The sequence below is a fragment of the Ensifer sp. 22460 genome, assembly GCF_052044935.1.
Lineage (GTDB): Bacteria > Pseudomonadota > Alphaproteobacteria > Rhizobiales > Rhizobiaceae > Ensifer.
Genome location: NZ_JBQENZ010000047.1, coordinates 1 through 17,009 on the forward strand (window position 1 = coordinate 1; position 17,009 = coordinate 17,009).

15 protein-coding genes and 1 pseudogene are annotated in these 17,009 nt (G+C 60.7%); 8 read left to right on the top strand and 8 right to left on the bottom strand.

The features are described from left to right. Nucleotides 1–257: 257 nt before the first annotated feature. The 5 genes from ACTJKM_RS34360 to ACTJKM_RS34380 form a co-directional block, all read right to left on the bottom strand. Nucleotides 258–914, bottom strand: a complete 657-nt coding sequence (locus tag ACTJKM_RS34360) for a DUF6766 family protein (RefSeq protein WP_058329479.1) — start codon at nt 912–914, stop codon at nt 258–260. 304 nt (nt 915–1,218) lie between these two features. Next, nucleotides 1,219–2,157, bottom strand: a complete 939-nt coding sequence (locus tag ACTJKM_RS34365; RefSeq protein ID WP_113515019.1) for a DUF3618 domain-containing protein — start codon at nt 2,155–2,157, stop codon at nt 1,219–1,221. Continuing rightward, complete coding sequence (locus ACTJKM_RS34370) at nt 2,154–2,573, bottom strand: phage holin family protein (protein WP_113515017.1); 420 nt, start codon at nt 2,571–2,573, stop codon at nt 2,154–2,156. Before ACTJKM_RS34370 ends, ACTJKM_RS34365 begins: the two co-directional genes overlap by 4 nt. Continuing rightward, nucleotides 2,566–3,135: a hypothetical protein gene (locus ACTJKM_RS34375; protein WP_058329502.1), complete on the bottom strand. Its 570-nt coding sequence runs from the start codon at nt 3,133–3,135 to the stop codon at nt 2,566–2,568. The genes ACTJKM_RS34370 and ACTJKM_RS34375 overlap by 8 nt, the downstream gene beginning before the upstream one ends. Before the next feature lie 350 nt (nt 3,136–3,485). Beyond that, nucleotides 3,486–3,749 carry a DUF1236 domain-containing protein gene (locus ACTJKM_RS34380; protein ID WP_245296266.1) on the bottom strand — a complete coding sequence of 88 codons (264 nt, stop codon included), beginning with the start codon at nt 3,747–3,749 and terminating at the stop codon, nt 3,486–3,488. Nucleotides 3,750–3,897: 148 nt separating this feature from the next. Here ACTJKM_RS34380 and ACTJKM_RS34385 point away from each other — a divergent pair, with 148 nt between their 5' ends. The 5 genes and pseudogenes from ACTJKM_RS34385 to ACTJKM_RS34405 all read left to right on the top strand — a co-directional run bounded on the left by ACTJKM_RS34385 (nt 3,898) and on the right by ACTJKM_RS34405 (nt 9,175). After that, nucleotides 3,898–4,362, top strand: coding sequence for an MAPEG family protein (locus ACTJKM_RS34385; protein ID WP_058329483.1), 465 nt, complete (start codon nt 3,898–3,900; stop codon nt 4,360–4,362). A gap of 525 nt (nt 4,363–4,887) precedes the next feature. Next, the gene (locus tag ACTJKM_RS34390; RefSeq protein WP_058329484.1) at nt 4,888–5,997 is read left to right on the top strand and encodes a flavin-containing monooxygenase; all 1,110 of its coding nucleotides are present in this window, start codon (nt 4,888–4,890) and stop codon (nt 5,995–5,997) included. Nucleotides 5,998–6,435: 438 nt separating this feature from the next. After that, a pseudogene (locus tag ACTJKM_RS34395) lies at nt 6,436–6,655 on the top strand (multicopper oxidase domain-containing protein); the annotation flags it as partial. Between the two features lie 85 nt (nt 6,656–6,740). Then, on the top strand, nt 6,741–8,963 hold the full coding sequence (locus ACTJKM_RS34400) for a copper-transporting P-type ATPase (RefSeq protein WP_058329485.1): 2,223 nt from the start codon (nt 6,741–6,743) through the stop codon (nt 8,961–8,963). Continuing rightward, entirely contained in the window at nt 8,960–9,175 is a 216-nt protein-coding gene (locus ACTJKM_RS34405; RefSeq protein ID WP_058329486.1) for a DUF2933 domain-containing protein, read from the top strand. Before ACTJKM_RS34400 ends, ACTJKM_RS34405 begins: the two co-directional genes overlap by 4 nt. A gap of 532 nt (nt 9,176–9,707) precedes the next feature. On the opposite strand, the gene copM is transcribed toward ACTJKM_RS34405, so the two are convergent. Further along, a complete protein-coding gene (copM, locus tag ACTJKM_RS34410; RefSeq protein ID WP_082663724.1) occupies nt 9,708–10,124 on the bottom strand; it encodes a CopM family metallochaperone in 417 nt (138 codons plus the stop codon). Between the two features lie 1,009 nt (nt 10,125–11,133). Between copM and ku (ACTJKM_RS34415) the strand changes: the two genes are divergently transcribed. The 3 genes from ku (ACTJKM_RS34415) to ligD (ACTJKM_RS34425) are packed head-to-tail and all read left to right on the top strand — an operon-like array spanning nt 11,134 to nt 13,895. Beyond that, a complete protein-coding gene (gene ku / locus ACTJKM_RS34415; RefSeq protein WP_058329489.1) occupies nt 11,134–12,030 on the top strand; it encodes a non-homologous end joining protein Ku in 897 nt (298 codons plus the stop codon). Between the two features lie 15 nt (nt 12,031–12,045). Further along, nucleotides 12,046–12,855 (top strand): non-homologous end joining protein Ku, encoded by an 810-nt coding sequence (gene ku, locus ACTJKM_RS34420; RefSeq protein WP_058329490.1) that lies wholly within the window; start codon nt 12,046–12,048, stop codon nt 12,853–12,855. Continuing rightward, nucleotides 12,852–13,895, top strand: coding sequence for a non-homologous end-joining DNA ligase (ligD, locus tag ACTJKM_RS34425; protein ID WP_058329491.1), 1,044 nt, complete (start codon nt 12,852–12,854; stop codon nt 13,893–13,895). Before ku (ACTJKM_RS34420) ends, ligD (ACTJKM_RS34425) begins: the two co-directional genes overlap by 4 nt. Before the next feature lie 165 nt (nt 13,896–14,060). On the opposite strand, the gene ligD (ACTJKM_RS34430) is transcribed toward ligD (ACTJKM_RS34425), so the two are convergent. Together ligD (ACTJKM_RS34430) and ACTJKM_RS34435 are read right to left on the bottom strand one after the other, a co-directional pair. Beyond that, nucleotides 14,061–16,691, bottom strand: coding sequence for a DNA ligase D (ligD, locus tag ACTJKM_RS34430; protein ID WP_058329492.1), 2,631 nt, complete (start codon nt 16,689–16,691; stop codon nt 14,061–14,063). Nucleotides 16,692–16,693: 2 nt separating this feature from the next. Continuing rightward, nucleotides 16,694–16,996: a hypothetical protein gene (locus tag ACTJKM_RS34435; protein WP_058329493.1), complete on the bottom strand. Its 303-nt coding sequence runs from the start codon at nt 16,994–16,996 to the stop codon at nt 16,694–16,696. Nucleotides 16,997–17,009 lie beyond the last annotated feature (13 nt).

Consider the following 17,009-nt stretch of genomic DNA (forward strand, 5'->3'; position numbering starts at 1 on the left):
AAGGACGGTATTTCGGCTCATGCTTGGCTCCTCTTGGATGCATCCGACTTGCGAATTGTATCACGGCAACCAAAACCGGAGATGAACAGGCCAACCGGGCGAGGGCGAAGTCCGCGCGGCAAGCGATCGCTTCGGCTTTTTGCTGGGCGTTTAATCTTCCGAAGGGTGCTCTGCTCATGATCGATTACAATCACGCCTATACGAATGCGTCTGACAGCAACAGCCTCAACGACTTCATCTTGCTCTTGCGAGGTTGCTCACCCCGTTTTCGCGTGGGGCGCAGCGACCGGTTTCGATTCGGGTGAGCCCCGGAATCTCAGAAAGATCGAGAACACGACGATAACGGCTGTCGAAAGGAACTCACTTTGCCAGTTCTGGAAAGACTCGAACCAGAACTGCGCGCTGACGAGATGCTCGGCAACCGAGGCTGCTGGCTGTCCATGCATCAAGGCTTCGGCATTTGCAGCCTCGCTGCTGTAGAGGAGATGGAGGACGAAGGTCAGGAGGAAAAGGAGACCGAGAGCAAGGCCCAATGAGTAGGAATATAACCACTTTGCGAAACCGCCGACGCGAACCGGCCACGGAGCTTCCTTGTCATCCTGTTTCAGTTCAGGGTCTTCGTCCTGTTCCGCCTGCTCGTCGGGGTCCTTCGATTCGGCTGAGCCGCGCTGAAACAGGAAAGCGGTCAGCATCACATAGGCCGACATTTGCAGGAACTCCGATTCCCAGTTTTCAAAAAGCGATGAGAAGAAGTGCCCAGATTTTGCGTAAGCGGCCAGCCCGATCTGAGCCGAACTGTGATCGGCGAGCTCGCGTGCATAAACGCTCCATCCGGTGATTAGCATTCCCGCGACTGTGGCGAGCCACAGAGCGATCAAGACAATGGAGAGCCCGTTATCCCTGAGAAAGCGCATTCTTTCTCCCCTTTCGTCGTGCCACGACATGCATGTAACTGCCAGGGATGGCGTTCAGCTCTGCGTTATAATGCAATCATCGCAACCGCTGCGAACGCCATGGGTGCGAAATGGTATCCTAGCCCGATTGGATCTGAGGAATATATGGGCCGCCTGTGCACTCCGGCCACGGTTGCCGCAAGAGCGTGAGCAGTACGAGCTGAGCGTTGCCGGTCCGAATTTTCGGCGCTTCTTCGGTGGCCCCTTGCAGCAGCACCTATCTCGTCATCATCGAAATGGGCCGGCCGGATGACCCGGTCGGGCTTCATCCATCAGGCGTCTCGCCTGGCGTCGTTCTGCGGGTCTCGTCCAAGGCTCCCTTGGCACCTTCGATCGCGCCTTCGGCGGCGGCGTCCGCCGTAGCCGCGAGATGGTCGCGCACGCGGTCCGAGGCCGCACCGGCGGTAACATCCTCCAGCGCCGTTGCAGGCAGCGCTGCTCCAATGGCTGCACCGATCGCAAACGCAAGCGCGCCACCCACGAGAGGCTGGTCGCGAAAGTTCTTGAGAATGGCAGCGTTCAGCTGTGCTCCTTGAGTTTGAGCGATCTGGCGGACACCTCGAGCACTGTCCGCCGCCGAGCGGCCGGCTTCTGCAATCGTTTCGGAAATGCCGCTTGCTGCGCCCTTCATCTCTCGCCAGGTAGCCGACCCCCAGCCGGAGGCTTCGTCGAACAACCTTCCCGTTTCATCACGGATGTCCTCGATCGGTGATCCGGATGCGTCGGCGAAGCCGCGATAGACGGCGCCACTCGGATCCACGAAATGACCGGCCCTGTAGCCGGCCGCATCGGTTCGGGCGCGAAAGCGACTGCCTCCCTGATCTTCGAAATGGCTGTATAGTTCTCCAAAACTTGCCTCGACCGGCCCAATACGCCGAAGACTTCCGCTCACGGAAGCGAGTGGATAGCTGTCTACACCGTTATCAGGGGCCGAAGCTTGAGGTGCACGGGACGCAGGATCCGCAAGCAGCCACGCAAGGCCGATGCCCGTCAGGGCTACCGGAATGGGGTTCGACTTCATCGCGCCGCCGAGGTTCTTGAGAAATTCCGCTCCTCCGCTCCTCCTCGCATAGTCAAGAAACTCATCCATCAATTCGCCAGGCGACATCCGTTCCTGGATGGCGTGAAGCTTTTCTTCGATCCTTTGGCGATCGGCTTCGATCTCGCGCTGCAACTCAGCAGGCGAATGCGTGTCCACGGTCATCGTACCGTCTCCTTAGCCACTTCGAGGTCACGATGGAGGGACGCCGTCGTTTTGTCGAAGCGCACGCTGCGGTTTCCGAGCCTGGCGAGGCTACGCGAGATCATCACCCATGCGAGAAGACCCACGACGAGACCGACGACGGCCGCTGATAGGGCATCAGCGTTCGCTTCCTGCATTCCTTGCGCAATGAGGAAGGCGCCCAGCCCTTGCACGACCGCGCCCAAGAGTACACCCACGGCCGCTATTGCGAAGATAAGCCCAACGACAAGCGTCTCGATGCTGCCGATAGCCCGATTTAGATTCTCGCCTGCCTCGGCCTTCGCGAGATCGATTTCCTTTCGAAAAAGCCCGGCTATGTCTGTCACCAATCCTGTCATGAGGTCGGATAAGGAGCGGTCATCACGAGGGTCAAGCATCGCGCAATTCCTTTTCAAAGTCCCAGTCGCCTTCCTTGCCGTGTGTCGCGGTGGAATTCGGTTGGGCAACATTCGGGGTGATGTGGGATCGTTCGGCCGAGGCAGACAGGAATCGGCTTGCCGCCAGTCCAGCAATTGCTGCGATTCCGAGAAAGGCCAGAGGCTGCTTTCGCCCGAAATCTTCCGCCATAGCCGCTATTTCGCCCAGTTCTCGGTTTTCACAATCTCGCGCCAACCGTCCGATCGACTGCCCAATGTGCTGCGTGTACCGCCCAAGCGCCGGTTGTTCCGACTGGCGAAGCTCGGATCCGACCTTTTCCATGGCGCCTGCTAGACCGCGCAGTTGGCGGGCCAGCGCGCTCTTTTCTTCATCCACGGCCCGCATTGCGGCTGTTTTCGCTTGATTGGCTTGCTCATCACCGGCTGAGTTTTCATTCGTCTGGCTTTCATCCAGGCACCCGGCAGAGCGGTTTCCAAGACCTTCCGAGTATCGACCGCCCTCCTCGGACGGTGAGAAACCTTCCTGTTGTTGTGGTCTGCGGTCCTTTGGGTCGTCGATCATTTGCGCCTCCTCTTCGATCAGACGCGAGCCCGATCCATTGAACTTCAAACCAGCGAATATGATCCTTGTTCCTTTGATACGGGCGCAGTTCGGATTGTTCGACGAACCCCGACTTCAAGGAGCTGTAAACCCTCGGTTCCTATGGGAGCTTGGCGTGGAGCGAGGGGCGTCGGCCCGCACTCGCGGCGGGCAGGAATTGCCAACGAGTGCCTATTTATCTCGTGGTTGCGTGAGGTCGCTACCGGGTGGCGCCAGTCTTGCTGCCCGCTTGGGTGTGACCGCTGCAGCCAGGGTAGGTTCGAGCGGTGGGCGGCTGTCCCTTCCCAAATGGAGTGACGGCGTTGACAGGGCTAGTTGAGAACCCGCACAATTGTGCGGGTACTTGGGTCCGCCAGCACTGGCCGGTTGTCAACGACGACATAGCGGTAGGTGATGTCCGGCGCGTCGATCGTGTGCAGTTCCACTATCTCGGGAACCGTCGAGCCGACATTCAGCTTCACTCCTGGGAGAATGACCGAAGCAATCGGCTTCTTTTTCACGTCTTCGCGAACGACCGTTTCCTGCTCTGACGTGAAGGTTCCATTTTTCAAATACAATAGAGACAAATTGGCCAAGGAGGCCGCTCTTTTTGTACACTTGAGTTGGATGAACGCCGCGTCATTGCGCGGATGATCAGGCCACCATTGACCGCCCTTTATGCCGCTTTGAGCGCTGACGGGTAAGCGGCTTGGATGACCAGCACTGTCGCGACGGAGAGCCTTGATGGATTTGCCGAACCTAGAAAATCCGCTACTGGCGACCTACGCCACCGCGGCCAGCCTGATGATCCTGAAGGCGGTCGCCATGTCGTGGCTGACGGTCTGGCGCATGATGCGGGAAAAGGGCGGCTTCCGCTCGCCTGAGGATCTACGCAAGACACCGCTCAACCCCAATCCGGACCCGAGGCAGCTTGAGCCCAACGAGCGGGTCGAGCGTATCCGGCGCATACACCAGAACGATCTGGAGAACATCCCCTTCTTCCTGGTCGCCGGTTTTCTCTTCGTGCTGACCGAACCTTCACTGTGGCTGGCGCGGCTGCTGCTCTACGGCTATGTCGTCTCCAGATTACTGCACTTCGCGGCCTACTATTCGGCACAGACTCACGACATGCGCGCCAAGCTCTGGACAGTCGGCTCGCTCCTCCTGATTTTCATGACGGGGTGGACGCTGGTCGCGGCGCTCGCCTGAACCAGAACCGCCTCGCTGGCCGCCATGGCCACCCCGTCATTCTGGTCGAATGCCGACGCCGACGCTGGCCGGTGAATTCCTGGTTGCTGACCAACACCGTGCGGCACAGATCCGCACCTGTAGGCGGAACTAGTGAGCATGCCCAACCTAGCCATTGTCGTTTATGCATGGGTTTTTGTGGCGGGGGTCTCCGTGCCGCTAATTTACATTCCTAAGTTTCCCCAAGTGTATTCCCACCGACCCTTCCATCCATCCCGAACAAGGCGAGGGCTAAGTGGCGCTGGTCGCGAAGCCACCTCTCAAGAAGCCGTCGGTCATGATCCTCCACTAACTATGCCGCGCAGGAAATCAGTACCGCTTAAAAGAGGCGGCGCTTACGAGGCGGCGGTCGCCGCGCTAAAAAAAACTTCGGCGAAAACATGGAAACCCGCTGGCCGGCGCAGACGGTCGAGTTAATGTGGCGCGTCCGTCCACTTGTCACCGAGCCCGTGTCGAAATAGCCTCCATCCTGGGAGCGAGCATCGAGTGGATACCAATGTCGTCATTGTCGGCGCCGGGCCGGCTGGCCTCGCGGTCGGCGCCTGCCTAAGACGGGCGGGGCTCGATTTCTTAATCCTTGAGAAGGCGCATGAGATCGCGCCTGCCTGGCGGCGCCATTACCGGCGGCTGCACCTGCATACGGTGAAGGCGTCCTCCTCACTGCCGCACGTGCCATTCCCGAAAGACTATCCGCGCTACGTGCCGCGCGAAAAGCTGGTCACCTATCTCGACGACTATGCCGAGCGTTTCGAGCTCCGACCGCGCTTCGGGGAAAAAGTCAACTCCATCCGCCGCGAGGACGGCGGCTACCTGGTCGAGACCGAAAGGGACACTTTCCCCGCGCGCCACGTTGTGGTCGCGAGCGGCAAAAATTCTGAGCCCTTCGTTCCCAGCCTGCCCGAGATCGAGGCTTTCAAGGGCAGGCGGCTGCATAGCGCTGATTACAGCGAGGCCGCGCCCTTCACCGGCCAGTCGGTGCTGGTTGTCGGGATGGGTAACACCGGCGCCGAGATTGCGCTCGACCTTGCCGAGTGCGGCGCTCGCCCGACGCTGTCGGTACGAAACGGCATCCACATCGTGCCGCGCCAGCTGTTCGGCGTGCCGATCCAGAACATCGCTATCGCCACCCAATCGCTGCCGCAAGCGGTGAACGACAGATTGTTCCCCATCATCCTCGACCTCGCGCTGGGCAAGCTCGAAAAATACGGCATCGCCAGGCCGCAGCAGGGCATTCTTGAGCAGGTCAACGCCGGACGCATCCCGGTCATCGATGTCGGCACGGTGAGAGCGATCAAGTCCGGGGACATCAAGGTGGCACCAGACATCAAGCGTTTCACCGAGCGCGGTGCCATTTTCGTTTCCGGCAGGCACGCGGAGTTCGACAGCGTCATCCTCGCCACCGGCTACCGGCCGGGTTTCGAGAAGTTCCTGCCGGCGGCATTGCGGCCCGGCAAGAGCGGCATCACTCGCCAATCCGCCGAGCTCGGCCTTTATCTCGTCGGTTTCCACAATCCGGTCACCGGCCTGCTCAGGGAGATCGGTAGGGAGGCGGCCGCAGTGACCGCTGATATCGAGCGGCGGAGCAGCACAAAGTGAAGGCGGCAAATTGTCTGCAATGGTTGTTTCGTCCGCGCGCGCCCCAAACTTGAGTGTTCTTTCGCCTGTGCTAGGTCGGGATTCCAAAAACAATCCCAGTTAGATGGAATTACCGGCTGCAATCACTCACCTACCTCCGGCTGCGACCTGGCAGGCTTCTTGCCGACTGATTATGCACGCGTGATTATGCTTTATTTTTGGGCAATTGTGCATTATACGACAGTTATGCGATGCCGTTCCTCCCAAGCGCATCGCCGGGTATCGCGTCCCGATATAGCCTGTCGCTGATGCATCGGAGCCAGGCTTTCTTTTTCAACGGAAGTCGACTTCGAAGAACAGCATCCGCAGGGAGTGTCCCAAGGCATCGCCCACGAAGCTTGCCGCGCCTCTGATCGTGCGGACGGCCGGCATCCGCGAAGGTGAAAGGGTCGAAGTCGCAACATGTCGATGATGTCGCACCCGATGCATCTCCACGGGTATCATTTTCAGGTCGTCGACATAGGCGGAAAGGCCTTCAACGGCGCGGTGCGGGACACCGTTCTCGTGCCACCGATGGGGAGCGTGAGCGTCGTGTTCGACGCCAGCAATCCGGGCCGCTGACTGCCATCACTTCTATCACATTGCATCGGGAATGATGTCCTTCGTCGCCTACGTCTAACCAGGATACGCGGGCCCGCCCTCCGCGACAAAGAGCTGCCTCGCACTATCTCCGTTATAAGCGAGTACCATTATGGAAAAATCCCATGGACGACCATAAGCATCACCACCAACATGAAGGTCACGAGCACCATCATCCCACCAATCAGAATGCGACGTCTTCCGAGGCCCCGGACAAACAGGGCCCACAGCAGGAGGGCGTGATCTACACTTGCCCAATGCATCCGCAGGTACGCCAACTCGGCCCCGGCAACTGCCCGATCTGCGGCATGACGCTCGAGCCGGAGGTCGTCACGGCCGACATGGGTCCAAGCCCGGAGCTTGTCGACATGCGGCGGCGGTTCTGGATCGGGCTGGTTCTGACATTGCCCGTGCTGGCGCTCGAGATGGGCGGTCATCTCACCAATCTGCACATGCTGCTCGGCGCGCAGACGTCGAACTGGCTCCAACTCATTCTGGCGACCCCGGTCGTCCTTTGGGCCGGCGCTCTCTTCTTCGATCGGGCCTGGCAATCGCTCGTCACCCGGCACCTCAACATGTTTACGCTGATCGCCATGGGTACGGGCGTCGCCTGGGTCTACAGCGTCGTCGCAACCGTGACCCCCGACCTGTTTCCGGGAACATTCCGATCCAGCGAAGGAGCGGTTGCGATCTACTTCGAGGCGGCCGCCGTCATCACCGTGCTGGTGTTGCTCGGGCAGGTGCTCGAACTGCAGGCGCGCGAGCAGACAGGCGGTGCGATCAGGGCGCTTCTTGATCTCGCGCCGAAGACCGCCCGCCGCATACGCCGCGATGGTACTGATGAGGATGTGGAGCTTGAGGCCGTCGTCGTTGGCGACAAGCTGCGCGTTCGCCCTGGCGAGAAGGTTCCGGTCGACGGTACTCTCCTCGAAGGCCGCAGCTCGGTCGATGAATCCATGATCACCGGCGAGTCGATGCCCGTCACCAAGGAGATTGGGGCAAAACTGATCGGCGGCACGATGAACCGGACGGGCGGCTTCATCATGGAGGCGGGCAAGGTCGGCCACGACACCATGCTGTCCCGGATCGTCCACATGGTCGCCGAGGCGCAGCGCTCCCGGGCCCCGATCCAGCGGCTCGCCGACGAGGTCTCCGGCTGGTTCGTGCCGGTCGTCATCCTGATTGCCGTCATTGCCTTCGCGACGTGGATGATGATCGGACCGGAGCCGCGGTTCGCCCACGGACTGGTCGCAGCCGTGGCGGTGCTCATCATAGCCTGCCCCTGCGCCCTCGGTCTCGCCACGCCGATGTCGATCATGGTCGGTGTCGGCAAGGGTGCGGGGGTCGGCGTGCTGATCAAGAACGCCGAAGCTCTCGAACGCTTCGAGAAGGTCGACACGCTGGTGGTCGACAAGACCGGAACACTGACCGAGGGCAAGCCGAAGGTCACCGAAATCGTCGCCGTGAACGACGTATCTGAAGCCGAGTTGCTGCGACTGGCCGCCACGCTCGAACGGCCGAGCGAACATCCGCTCGCAAGCGCCATCGTCGATGCCGCCAACGAGCGCGGAGTGAAACTCGGGATAGCCGAAGACTTCGACAGTCCGGTCGGCAAAGGCGTGACGGGCATCGTCGACGGCTTCAGGCTCATCATCGGCAGCCACCGGATCATGTCGGAGGAGAAGGTGGACGTCTCTGCGCTGTCGCGGAAGGCGGAAGACCTGCGTGGCGAGGGAGCAACCGTGATCTTCGCGGCCATCGACGGCCGCCTGGGCGGACTATTTGCTATTGCCGATCCGATCAAGGCTACGACACCGACTGCGGTGGAGGCGCTGATCAGGGACGGGGTCCGCGTGGTGATGCTCACCGGCGACAACAAGACTACCGCCAGTGCGGTCGCCCGCAAGCTTGGGATCACGGAGGTCGAGGCGGAAGTCCTGCCCGAGCACAAGAGTGAGATCGTCGCCCGCCTGCGCAAGGAAGGCAGGATCGTCGCCATGGCGGGTGACGGCGTCAACGACGCCCCAGCCCTTGCCGCCGCCGACGTCGGCATCGCCATGGGAACCGGGACCGATGTCGCGATCGAAAGTGCGGGCGTGACCCTGCTCAAAGGCGATCTGCAGGGCATCGTGCGCGCGCGGCGCCTCAGCCACGCGACCATGGCGAACATCCGGCAGAACCTGTTCTTCGCCTTCATCTACAACGCCGCAGGCGTACCCGTAGCGGCGGGGGTGCTCTATCCCGCCTTCGGGCTGCTGCTGTCGCCGATCATCGCTGCCGCCGCCATGGCGCTTTCGTCCGTCAGCGTGATTGGCAATGCCCTGAGATTGAGGAGCGCACGGATATGATGTGGGATCGCAGATGGATTTTGTTTGCCGCTTCGCTGGCAGTGATTGCCGCATTCTTCGTACTTCGCGAGCACTGGCAGCACGTGTTGGGTCTCACGCCCTACCTGCTACTGCTTGCGTGCCCTTTGATGCATCTCTTCCATGGACATGGGCACGGCGGGCATCGCCATGACCGTGGAAGCCACCCGACGGAGCCGGGGGACATCACATGAGCTACGTTCGCTGGGCAGAATCCGTCACCGATGTTGCTTCCCCCGAGGCGCTTTTCGACTTCCTCGATGACCAGGCCGCCCTCGCTTCACACATGGGGAAGCCGTCGATGATGATGCTCGGCGGACGGATGTCATACGCGCTCGACGATTCTGCCGGACGCGCTGTCGGATCCCGCATCGATACGAGGAAGCGTACTCGGACTGAAGCTCACAGTGGAGGAGGTGATTGTCGAACACCGGCCTCCGGTCAGCAAGGTTTGGGAGACACTGGGACGGCCGGACCTCCTTGTCATCGGAGCCTACAGGATGGGATTCGAGGTCCATGGATCCGGTGGTGGTTCCCCGGCTACGGGTATTCATCAACTACGACGATCCGGCAACGGTGGCGGGCAGAATTATCGGCCCGCTCCTCGGGCCCATCTATGCACGCTGGTGCGCCACGCGGATGGCCCGTGACGCCGCCAGCAGGTTCCGGCAGTGACCCACGGGAGGATGCCTCTCTGAGCATCCTCGCGATCAAGCTATCGAGGACTCATTTGGCGTGTTCCTTGACCCAGGCGCTCATCTCCTCGATTTCCTTCTTCTGAGCGTCGATGATCTTCTGGGCCATCGACTTGGCCTGCTCGTCATCACCGTATTTCAGCTCGACCTCGGACATACTGATCGCGCCTATGTGATGGCCGATCATCCCGCAGATGAACGCGACATCAGGATCCTTCGCCATCATTCCCTGCATCATGGCCGGGTGCATTTTCTGCATGGACTCCATCATCGCTTTCTGATGCTCGGCCATTTCGCCCGTCTGCATGCCGCCTGGCATCTTCATGTCGCCACTCATCGAAGATGCCGATTTGCATGCGTCCGGCATCGCCATCTGAGCCGACGCCGTTTCGGTCGCTACGAAAAGGATGGCTGTCCCGGCGACTATGAGCTTAAGCAAGCTGTTCATTGTACTCTCCATGTTCGGAAGGACGTGTGTTTCAGATCGGAAGAATGCTGGTCTTGGGCGGCGGATGAAGCACCCGGACGAGCAGGAAAGCCTTAGCCTGCACTGCAAGCGGGCTGCGAAGATGTGGGGGGCGAATCTTCGCCGCACACACGAAATCCACCAGCACCGCACAGCACTGAGATTTTGTGGAGCAGCCCGGCGGCGAGGCAAAGTCGGAATCGTGATGGTCAGGCTCCGTGACGGAGAGGCAAGGGCGACCGACATGAACGGTGGCGCCCTGTGGGCCGTGCAGACTGAGAATCCCAAGGCAGAGTGCACCGATTAAGATGACCTGGAGTGATACTCGCAAGGCAGGCATGGGGCGCGTTCCCTTCGAGCCTACAATCCGTCTGCCGATCAAAAGTTCCGGGCCGGAACGGGCGGCTTGTGGATCGGCTGGTTGTGGATGTCCCGCGACGCACACCCGAAATGGAACCTACGAGCGGTCGCACGGTTTCGAGGACGTTCGGAACAAGTGAGCGGAGGAGGTCGCGATGAACGACCAAACAGGCAGCCAATGCAGCATTGGGAAGGGACCGCCTTCGCGGCAACATGGTTCTCAGTGTGTCGCGATGTACTTCGTGATGTTCTCCATGATCGACGGCTGGGCGACCTGCCCTATCAGAAAATGGTGTCAACCGAATTGTGGGCAACCCCGCACAAGCCGTTCACATTCGTCCGTTGATGGCCATTGAACAAAGACCTAGGTCATTTCGAACTGCGGCGCATCGAACCAACGAACCTAGTTGCTGTTTCGACGCTTCCCGCCTTTCTTGGTAGGTCTCCTTTAGGTTGTACTACTCCGAAAATGCGCGTCGCCGCCAAAAGATGCATTGAATCAGGAACCTAGGCGGACTTGCACAACGCACAGCCGAACAGAGCTAAGTCATTGAAAAATGATTCGTTTCGAGTCGGAACGATTCGCCGCCGAATAACTTGAATCGCTTGATTGTGGTGGAGTGTCGGTGTCATGGCTGGTCCAAGAGCGAATTGGAAGGGTTATATCAAATTCGGAGAGGTTTCCTGTCCGGTGGCGCTCTATACGGCCGCCTCCTCATCCGAGCGCATCGCCTTCAACACGCTCAATCGCAAAACCGGCAACCGGGTTAAACGCGAGTTCATCGACAGCGAGACCGGCGATCCGGTGGAGCGTGAGGATCAGGTCAAGGGCTATGAAGTCGAGAATGGCCAATATGTCGTGCTCGAGCCCGAGGAGGTCGCCGCGGCTATCCCGGAGAGCGACAAGACTCTCAGGATCGAGGCCTTTGTTCCCTGCTCGCAGATCGACACGACCTATTTCGACAAGCCTTATTATCTCGCGCCCGACAAGATGGGCACGGATGCCTTCCTGCTGCTGCGGGACGGCATGAAAAAGCAAGGGGTCGCCGCAATTGCCCAGACCGTGCTCTTCCGACGGATCCGCACCGTGCTCATTCGCGCGCATGGCAAAGGCCTGATCGCCTCGACGCTGAACTTCGACTACGAGGTCCGCTCGTCGGAAAAGGCATTCGAGGAAATCCCGAATCTCAAAATCGAGGGCGAAATGCTCGAGCTCGCCGAACACATCATCGGAACCAAGAAGGGCACCTTCGATGCCAGCACGTTCGATGATCGCTACGAGGCCGCGGTCGCCGAACTGGTGAAGGCTAAGATCGAGGGCCGCACGTTGCCGAAGAAGAAGGCGCCGGTCGCCTCCAAGCCGAGCGATCTACTGCAAGCGCTTCGCGAAAGTGCCGGGCTGGGCGCCAAGGAGACGAAGCCGAAGCGCACGGCCGCCAACGCCAACCGCGGCGCCGGCCGCCAGAAGGCAGCAAAAACTGCCGCGAAGTCGAAGCGGGCCGCGCCGCCGGCGCGTCGCGCCGGCTGATCGGAGGGTGACGTTATGGCCATCCGCCCTCACTGGAAAGGCTATCTAAAACTTTCGCTCGTCACCTGCCCAGTGCAGATGATGCCGGCGACATCCGAAAGCGAGAAGGTCCGTTTTCATACCCTCAATCGCCAGACCCAGAACCGCGTCGTCAGCCATTATGTCGACTCGGTCACCGGCAAGGAGGTGAAGGAAGAAGACGAGGTCAAAGGCTATCAGCGCGGCGAGGACGAATACATCATTCTCGAAGACGAGGAACTGGAGAACGTGGCGTTGGAGAGCACCAGGACAATCGACATTTCCACCTTCACGCCACGCGACAGCATTGAGTGGATCTGGCTCGACACGCCCTATTATCTTTCCCCTGACGACCCGGTCGGCGAGGAAGCATTTTCGGTCATCCGCGACGCGATGGAAGCCCAGAACATGGTCGGCATTTCCCGGCTGGTGATCTCGCGGCGCGAGCGCGCCGTCATGCTGGAGCCACGCGGAAAGGGTATCGTGCTCTGGACGCTGCGTTATGGGGACGAGGTTCGCGATGAGGATAGCTATTTCGAGGCGATCGGCGATGGGAAAGCCGATTCCGAGATGATGCCGTTGGTCCAGCAACTGATCAAAAAGCAGACGAAGGACTGGAGTGCGAAAATGGTAGCCGACCCTGTCCAGGAGCGGCTGCTCGATATCATCGCCGCCAAGAAGAAGACGCTGAAGAAGCCGGCCAAAGGCAAGGCCAAACCGCAGCCGTCGTCGCCAGCCAGCAACGTCGTCAATATCATGGACGCCCTGAAGAAATCGGTCGCGGCCGAAAGGCGGGGCGGCAGATGAGCCGCCGCACCAAGCCGCTGCTTCAGGACGAACAGCTTTTGAAGTCGAAACCGGCCCGGCCGCGCGATCCAGCGCAACCCCATCTTCCGTTCGATCCGATGCCCGAGCGCATCGAGCCGTGCCTGGCCCTCCTGAAGACCGTGCCGCCCAAAGGTCGAGATTGGGCCTTCGAGGTAAAATGGGACGGCTATCGTCTGGCGATCCACATCGAGCCCAAGGGCGTTCGGATCATCACCCGCGGCGGTCACGACTGGACGCACCGTTTTCCGGCGATCGCCACGGCAGCACGAAAGCTGGGCGCAGGAACGGCCATTCTCGATGGCGAGGCTGTCGTGCTCGATGAGAAGGGGCGTTCGGATTTCGGGGCGTTGCAGCGTTCGCTTGGCGGACGCGGCGGGAAGCGGTCGTCGACAGAGTCGGTGTTCTTCGCTTTCGATCTTTTGTATTTCGACGGCCACGATCTCACACGAACCGAGCTTTCCGTCCGCCGGCATCTGCTCGATGATTTCCTCGACGGCGCCACGGGCGCGATCCAGCTATCGGAGGAGATGCATGGCGATGGCGCAGCACTTCTGGCAAATGCCTGCTCGCTTGGGCTCGAGGGCATCGTTGCCAAGCATCGGGATCAGCCCTATCGCTCGGGCCGTACAGGCGACTGGCTGAAGATCAAATGCGTCCAGAGCGAAAGCTTCATGATCGTCGGCTACGAGCAGTCCGCCGTTGCACGCGGCGGCATCGGCATCCTGCTTCTCGCCGGTCGCAAGGGGCATGACTGGGTCTATGTCGGCTCAGTTGGCACCGGGTTTAAAACCAAGGATGCCGAAGAACTGCGCGCCAAGCTCGACAAGCTGAAGACCAAGCGGCCGGTCGTACCGCTCAAAGCCAAGGACGTGGTGTTCGCCCAGCCGACATTGATTGCCGAGATTGAGTTTCGCGGGTGGACCCATGACGGCAATTTGCGGCACGCATCCTTCAAGGGCCTGCGCGAGATCCAGGATAATGCCGCTGTCTTCGACATGAACGAGAAGCCACCCGGCTGAAAAAGACCGGGCGCTTAACCCTTGCGGGGAGCGCCCGGTCGGAGCCGGACGACCGTTATCCGGTCATGCGGCAGGTCGGTGGTAGCACCCTCACGCGGGCGTGGCTCGGATGTGTCCTTCGGTTCCATGCCCATGTCACATCCCCTGGCAAACACGGTTCATAGATCACGCTGACCGACTTGATTTTCCGAGCCGCTTTATCGCCTGCTCAAGCGGACGCTCGCCGTCGCAATAGTCCTGCCAGGCCGAGGCTTTCGCAAGCAGCGCCGGCACGGTGCGGACGGTAAATCGCTTCCGGTCGAGATCGGATTTCACCTGCGTCCAGGTCAGCGGCATCGAAACCGTGGCGCCGGGCCGCGCGCGCGGTGACAGCGGCGCAACGGCCGTCGCCATACGATCGTTGCGGAGATAGTCGAGGAAGATCCTGCCGCCCCTCAGGCTCTTGGTCATCTTGAGGAGATAGAGATCGGGCTTGTCGCGCGCCATCTGCTGACAGACGTCGTGCGCGAAGTCTTTGGCCTCGGTCCAGGACAGCGGTTTGCGCTTGTTGACGGCAAGAGGCGTGACGACATGCAGTCCCTTACCGCCGGTCGTCTTGCAGAAACTGACGAGGCCGAGTTCTTCGAGCCGGGCGCGCATTTCACGCGCGGCCGCGACCACGGTCGAGAACGGCACGTCGGGCCCGGGATCAAGGTCAAACACCAGGCGGCCGGGTACTTCCAGCTTGCCGGGGTCGCAATTCCACGGATGCAGCTCGACACCGCCGATCTGGGCGATCGCCGCCAACCCCTCGATCCGATCGATCTGCAGGTAAGGCTTCTTGTCGCCGAAGACTTGCACCAGCTCAAGGAGGTTGGAGGTGCCGGGCATCGCATGCCGCTGGAAGAACTGTTCTCCGCCGATCCCGTCGGGCGCCCGAATGATCGAACAGGGCCGGCCCTTGATGTGCTCGATCAGCCAGACGCCGACCGCCTCGTAATAGCGCGCCAGATCTTCCTTGGTGACGGGCTCGCCATCACCAGCGTCCGGCCACAATGGCTTGTCCGGGTTGGAAATGAGGACGCCCATGACCTCTGCCTTGGCGCCTTTGCGCCGGACGGGTCTGGCGCTGGCAGCCGTCGCAGGCTCGGGCGTGTCGGTTTTACCGGGAGATGCCGGCTTCTCGACCTCGACCTCCTTCGCCGGCTTGTCCTCGCGCAGCCCCTTGAACGCTGCCTGACGGACGAGGCCATCTGCCGTCCACCCTTCGAATTCGATTTCGGCGACCAGCTCGGGCTTCAACCAGACAACTTCGGCCTGCTTCTTCGGAGCGCCGATACCCGTAAACGGCGATCTCGCCGTCTCGATCGCCTTCAGTTTCGGTAGCAGCATCTCGACTTTCCTGGCGCCGTAGCCGGTTCCGATACGACCGACATAGACGAAGTGTTCGCCACGGTGGACGCCGACGAGAAGAGACCGGAACTTGCCGTTGGTTTTGGCGTAACCGCCGATAACTACCTCATGGCCGGCGCGGCATTTCGACTTCGCCCAGGTTTCGGTGCGGCCCGATTGATAGGGCGCATCAATCTGCTTGGAGATGACGCCCTCGAGATGCAGCTTGCAGGCGGACCGCAGCACCGCGTCGCCGCCGGATTCGAAATGTTCGACATAGCGGATGCGGGGATCGTCAGTCGCCCCATTGAGCAGGCTCTGAAGCCGCTCCTTTCGCTCGACCAATCGCATCGACCGCAAGTCCTCATCGCCGTCGAACAGCAGGTCGAAGGCGAAGTAGACCAAATTGCCGGTCGTTCCCTCCGCCAGGGCCGCTTGCAGGGCCGCAAAATCAGGAGCGCCGTTCTCATCGAGCGCGCAGATCTCGCCATCGATGATGCAATCGGGCAGTACGGAAGCAGCCTCCGCAATCTCGAGGTATTTCGCTGTCCAGTCCAGACCCTTGCGGGTCTTCAGCGTCGCCTTGCCATCAGCAACCCGCACCTGAATCCGGTAGCCATCGAACTTAATCTCGTGCAGCCAGTCATGGCCGGCCGGTGGCCGGTCAAGCTTATCGCAAAGCTGCGGATCAATGAACTCCGGCAGGTCGGCGGGGATAGAAGTCGCAGCCTTCAACCACTTCTTACGCTGGTCGGCCGCGAGGCCATGCTTGCTGTCCCAGACGGCGTCGGCCTCGACACCTGCATTCGCCATCATGAACGGGCGCGGTTTTCGTCCCTTGCCTTCGGCGATCTGCTCCATGCTGCGGCCGGAGGCAACCGAAGTGGCATTTTCCTCAAGGATCGCGGCGCCGTTCTCCTCGACGGAATGATCGTCGTGATGCTTAATCAGCAGCCAGTTGGTCCTTTTTTCGCGGTCGCGGTCGTTGCGCATCCGGACCAGAACGAAGCTGCCGTGCAGACGCTTGCCCTCGAGCGTGAACTTGAGGTCTCCCTTCCTCAAGGCATCTTCCGGCGACTTCCTGCCTTCCGGCTCCCAATAGCCACGGTCCCACAACATCACCGTACCGCCGCCGTATTGGCCCTTGGGGATCGTGCCTTCGAAGTCACCATAGTCGAGCGGGTGATCTTCGACCTCAACCGCCAGCCGCTTGTCGTGCGGGTCAAGGGAGGGGCCCTTGGTCACGGCCCAGGACTTGAACACCCCGCCGAGTTCGAGCCGCAGGTCATAGTGAAGACGGGTGGCATCGTGCTTCTGGATCACGAACCGCCGGCGACTGGAAGGCTTGACGTGGGCCTCACCGCTCGGTTCGCTGGTCTTCTGGAAATCGCGCTTGGCACGATATTTCGAGAGATTGTCGGTCATGCTCAGTGCCTCGATACACGGAGCGCGCCGGCGTCACCGAGACTGCGGACGGTGGCAACGTCGCTGGATGCGATATCCGCCGAGGCCTCGATCTCGCCTGCGGCCGGCATGTCGCAACGAGCGCGTCCTCCATGAGAAGCGTCCCCACCCGATAGCGCGGAGCCTGATGTGTTGCGGTCACTTGCCGACGCAATGAAGACGTCAGGCCTCGAGATGCAGTGTTGAACGAAGTGTTCGTCGGCAAGATCTGCCGCTTCTCGGGTTTGGATAGTCGCTCTGATCGCAGTGTTGCTGACGTCGGCCATTCGATGTCTCCTG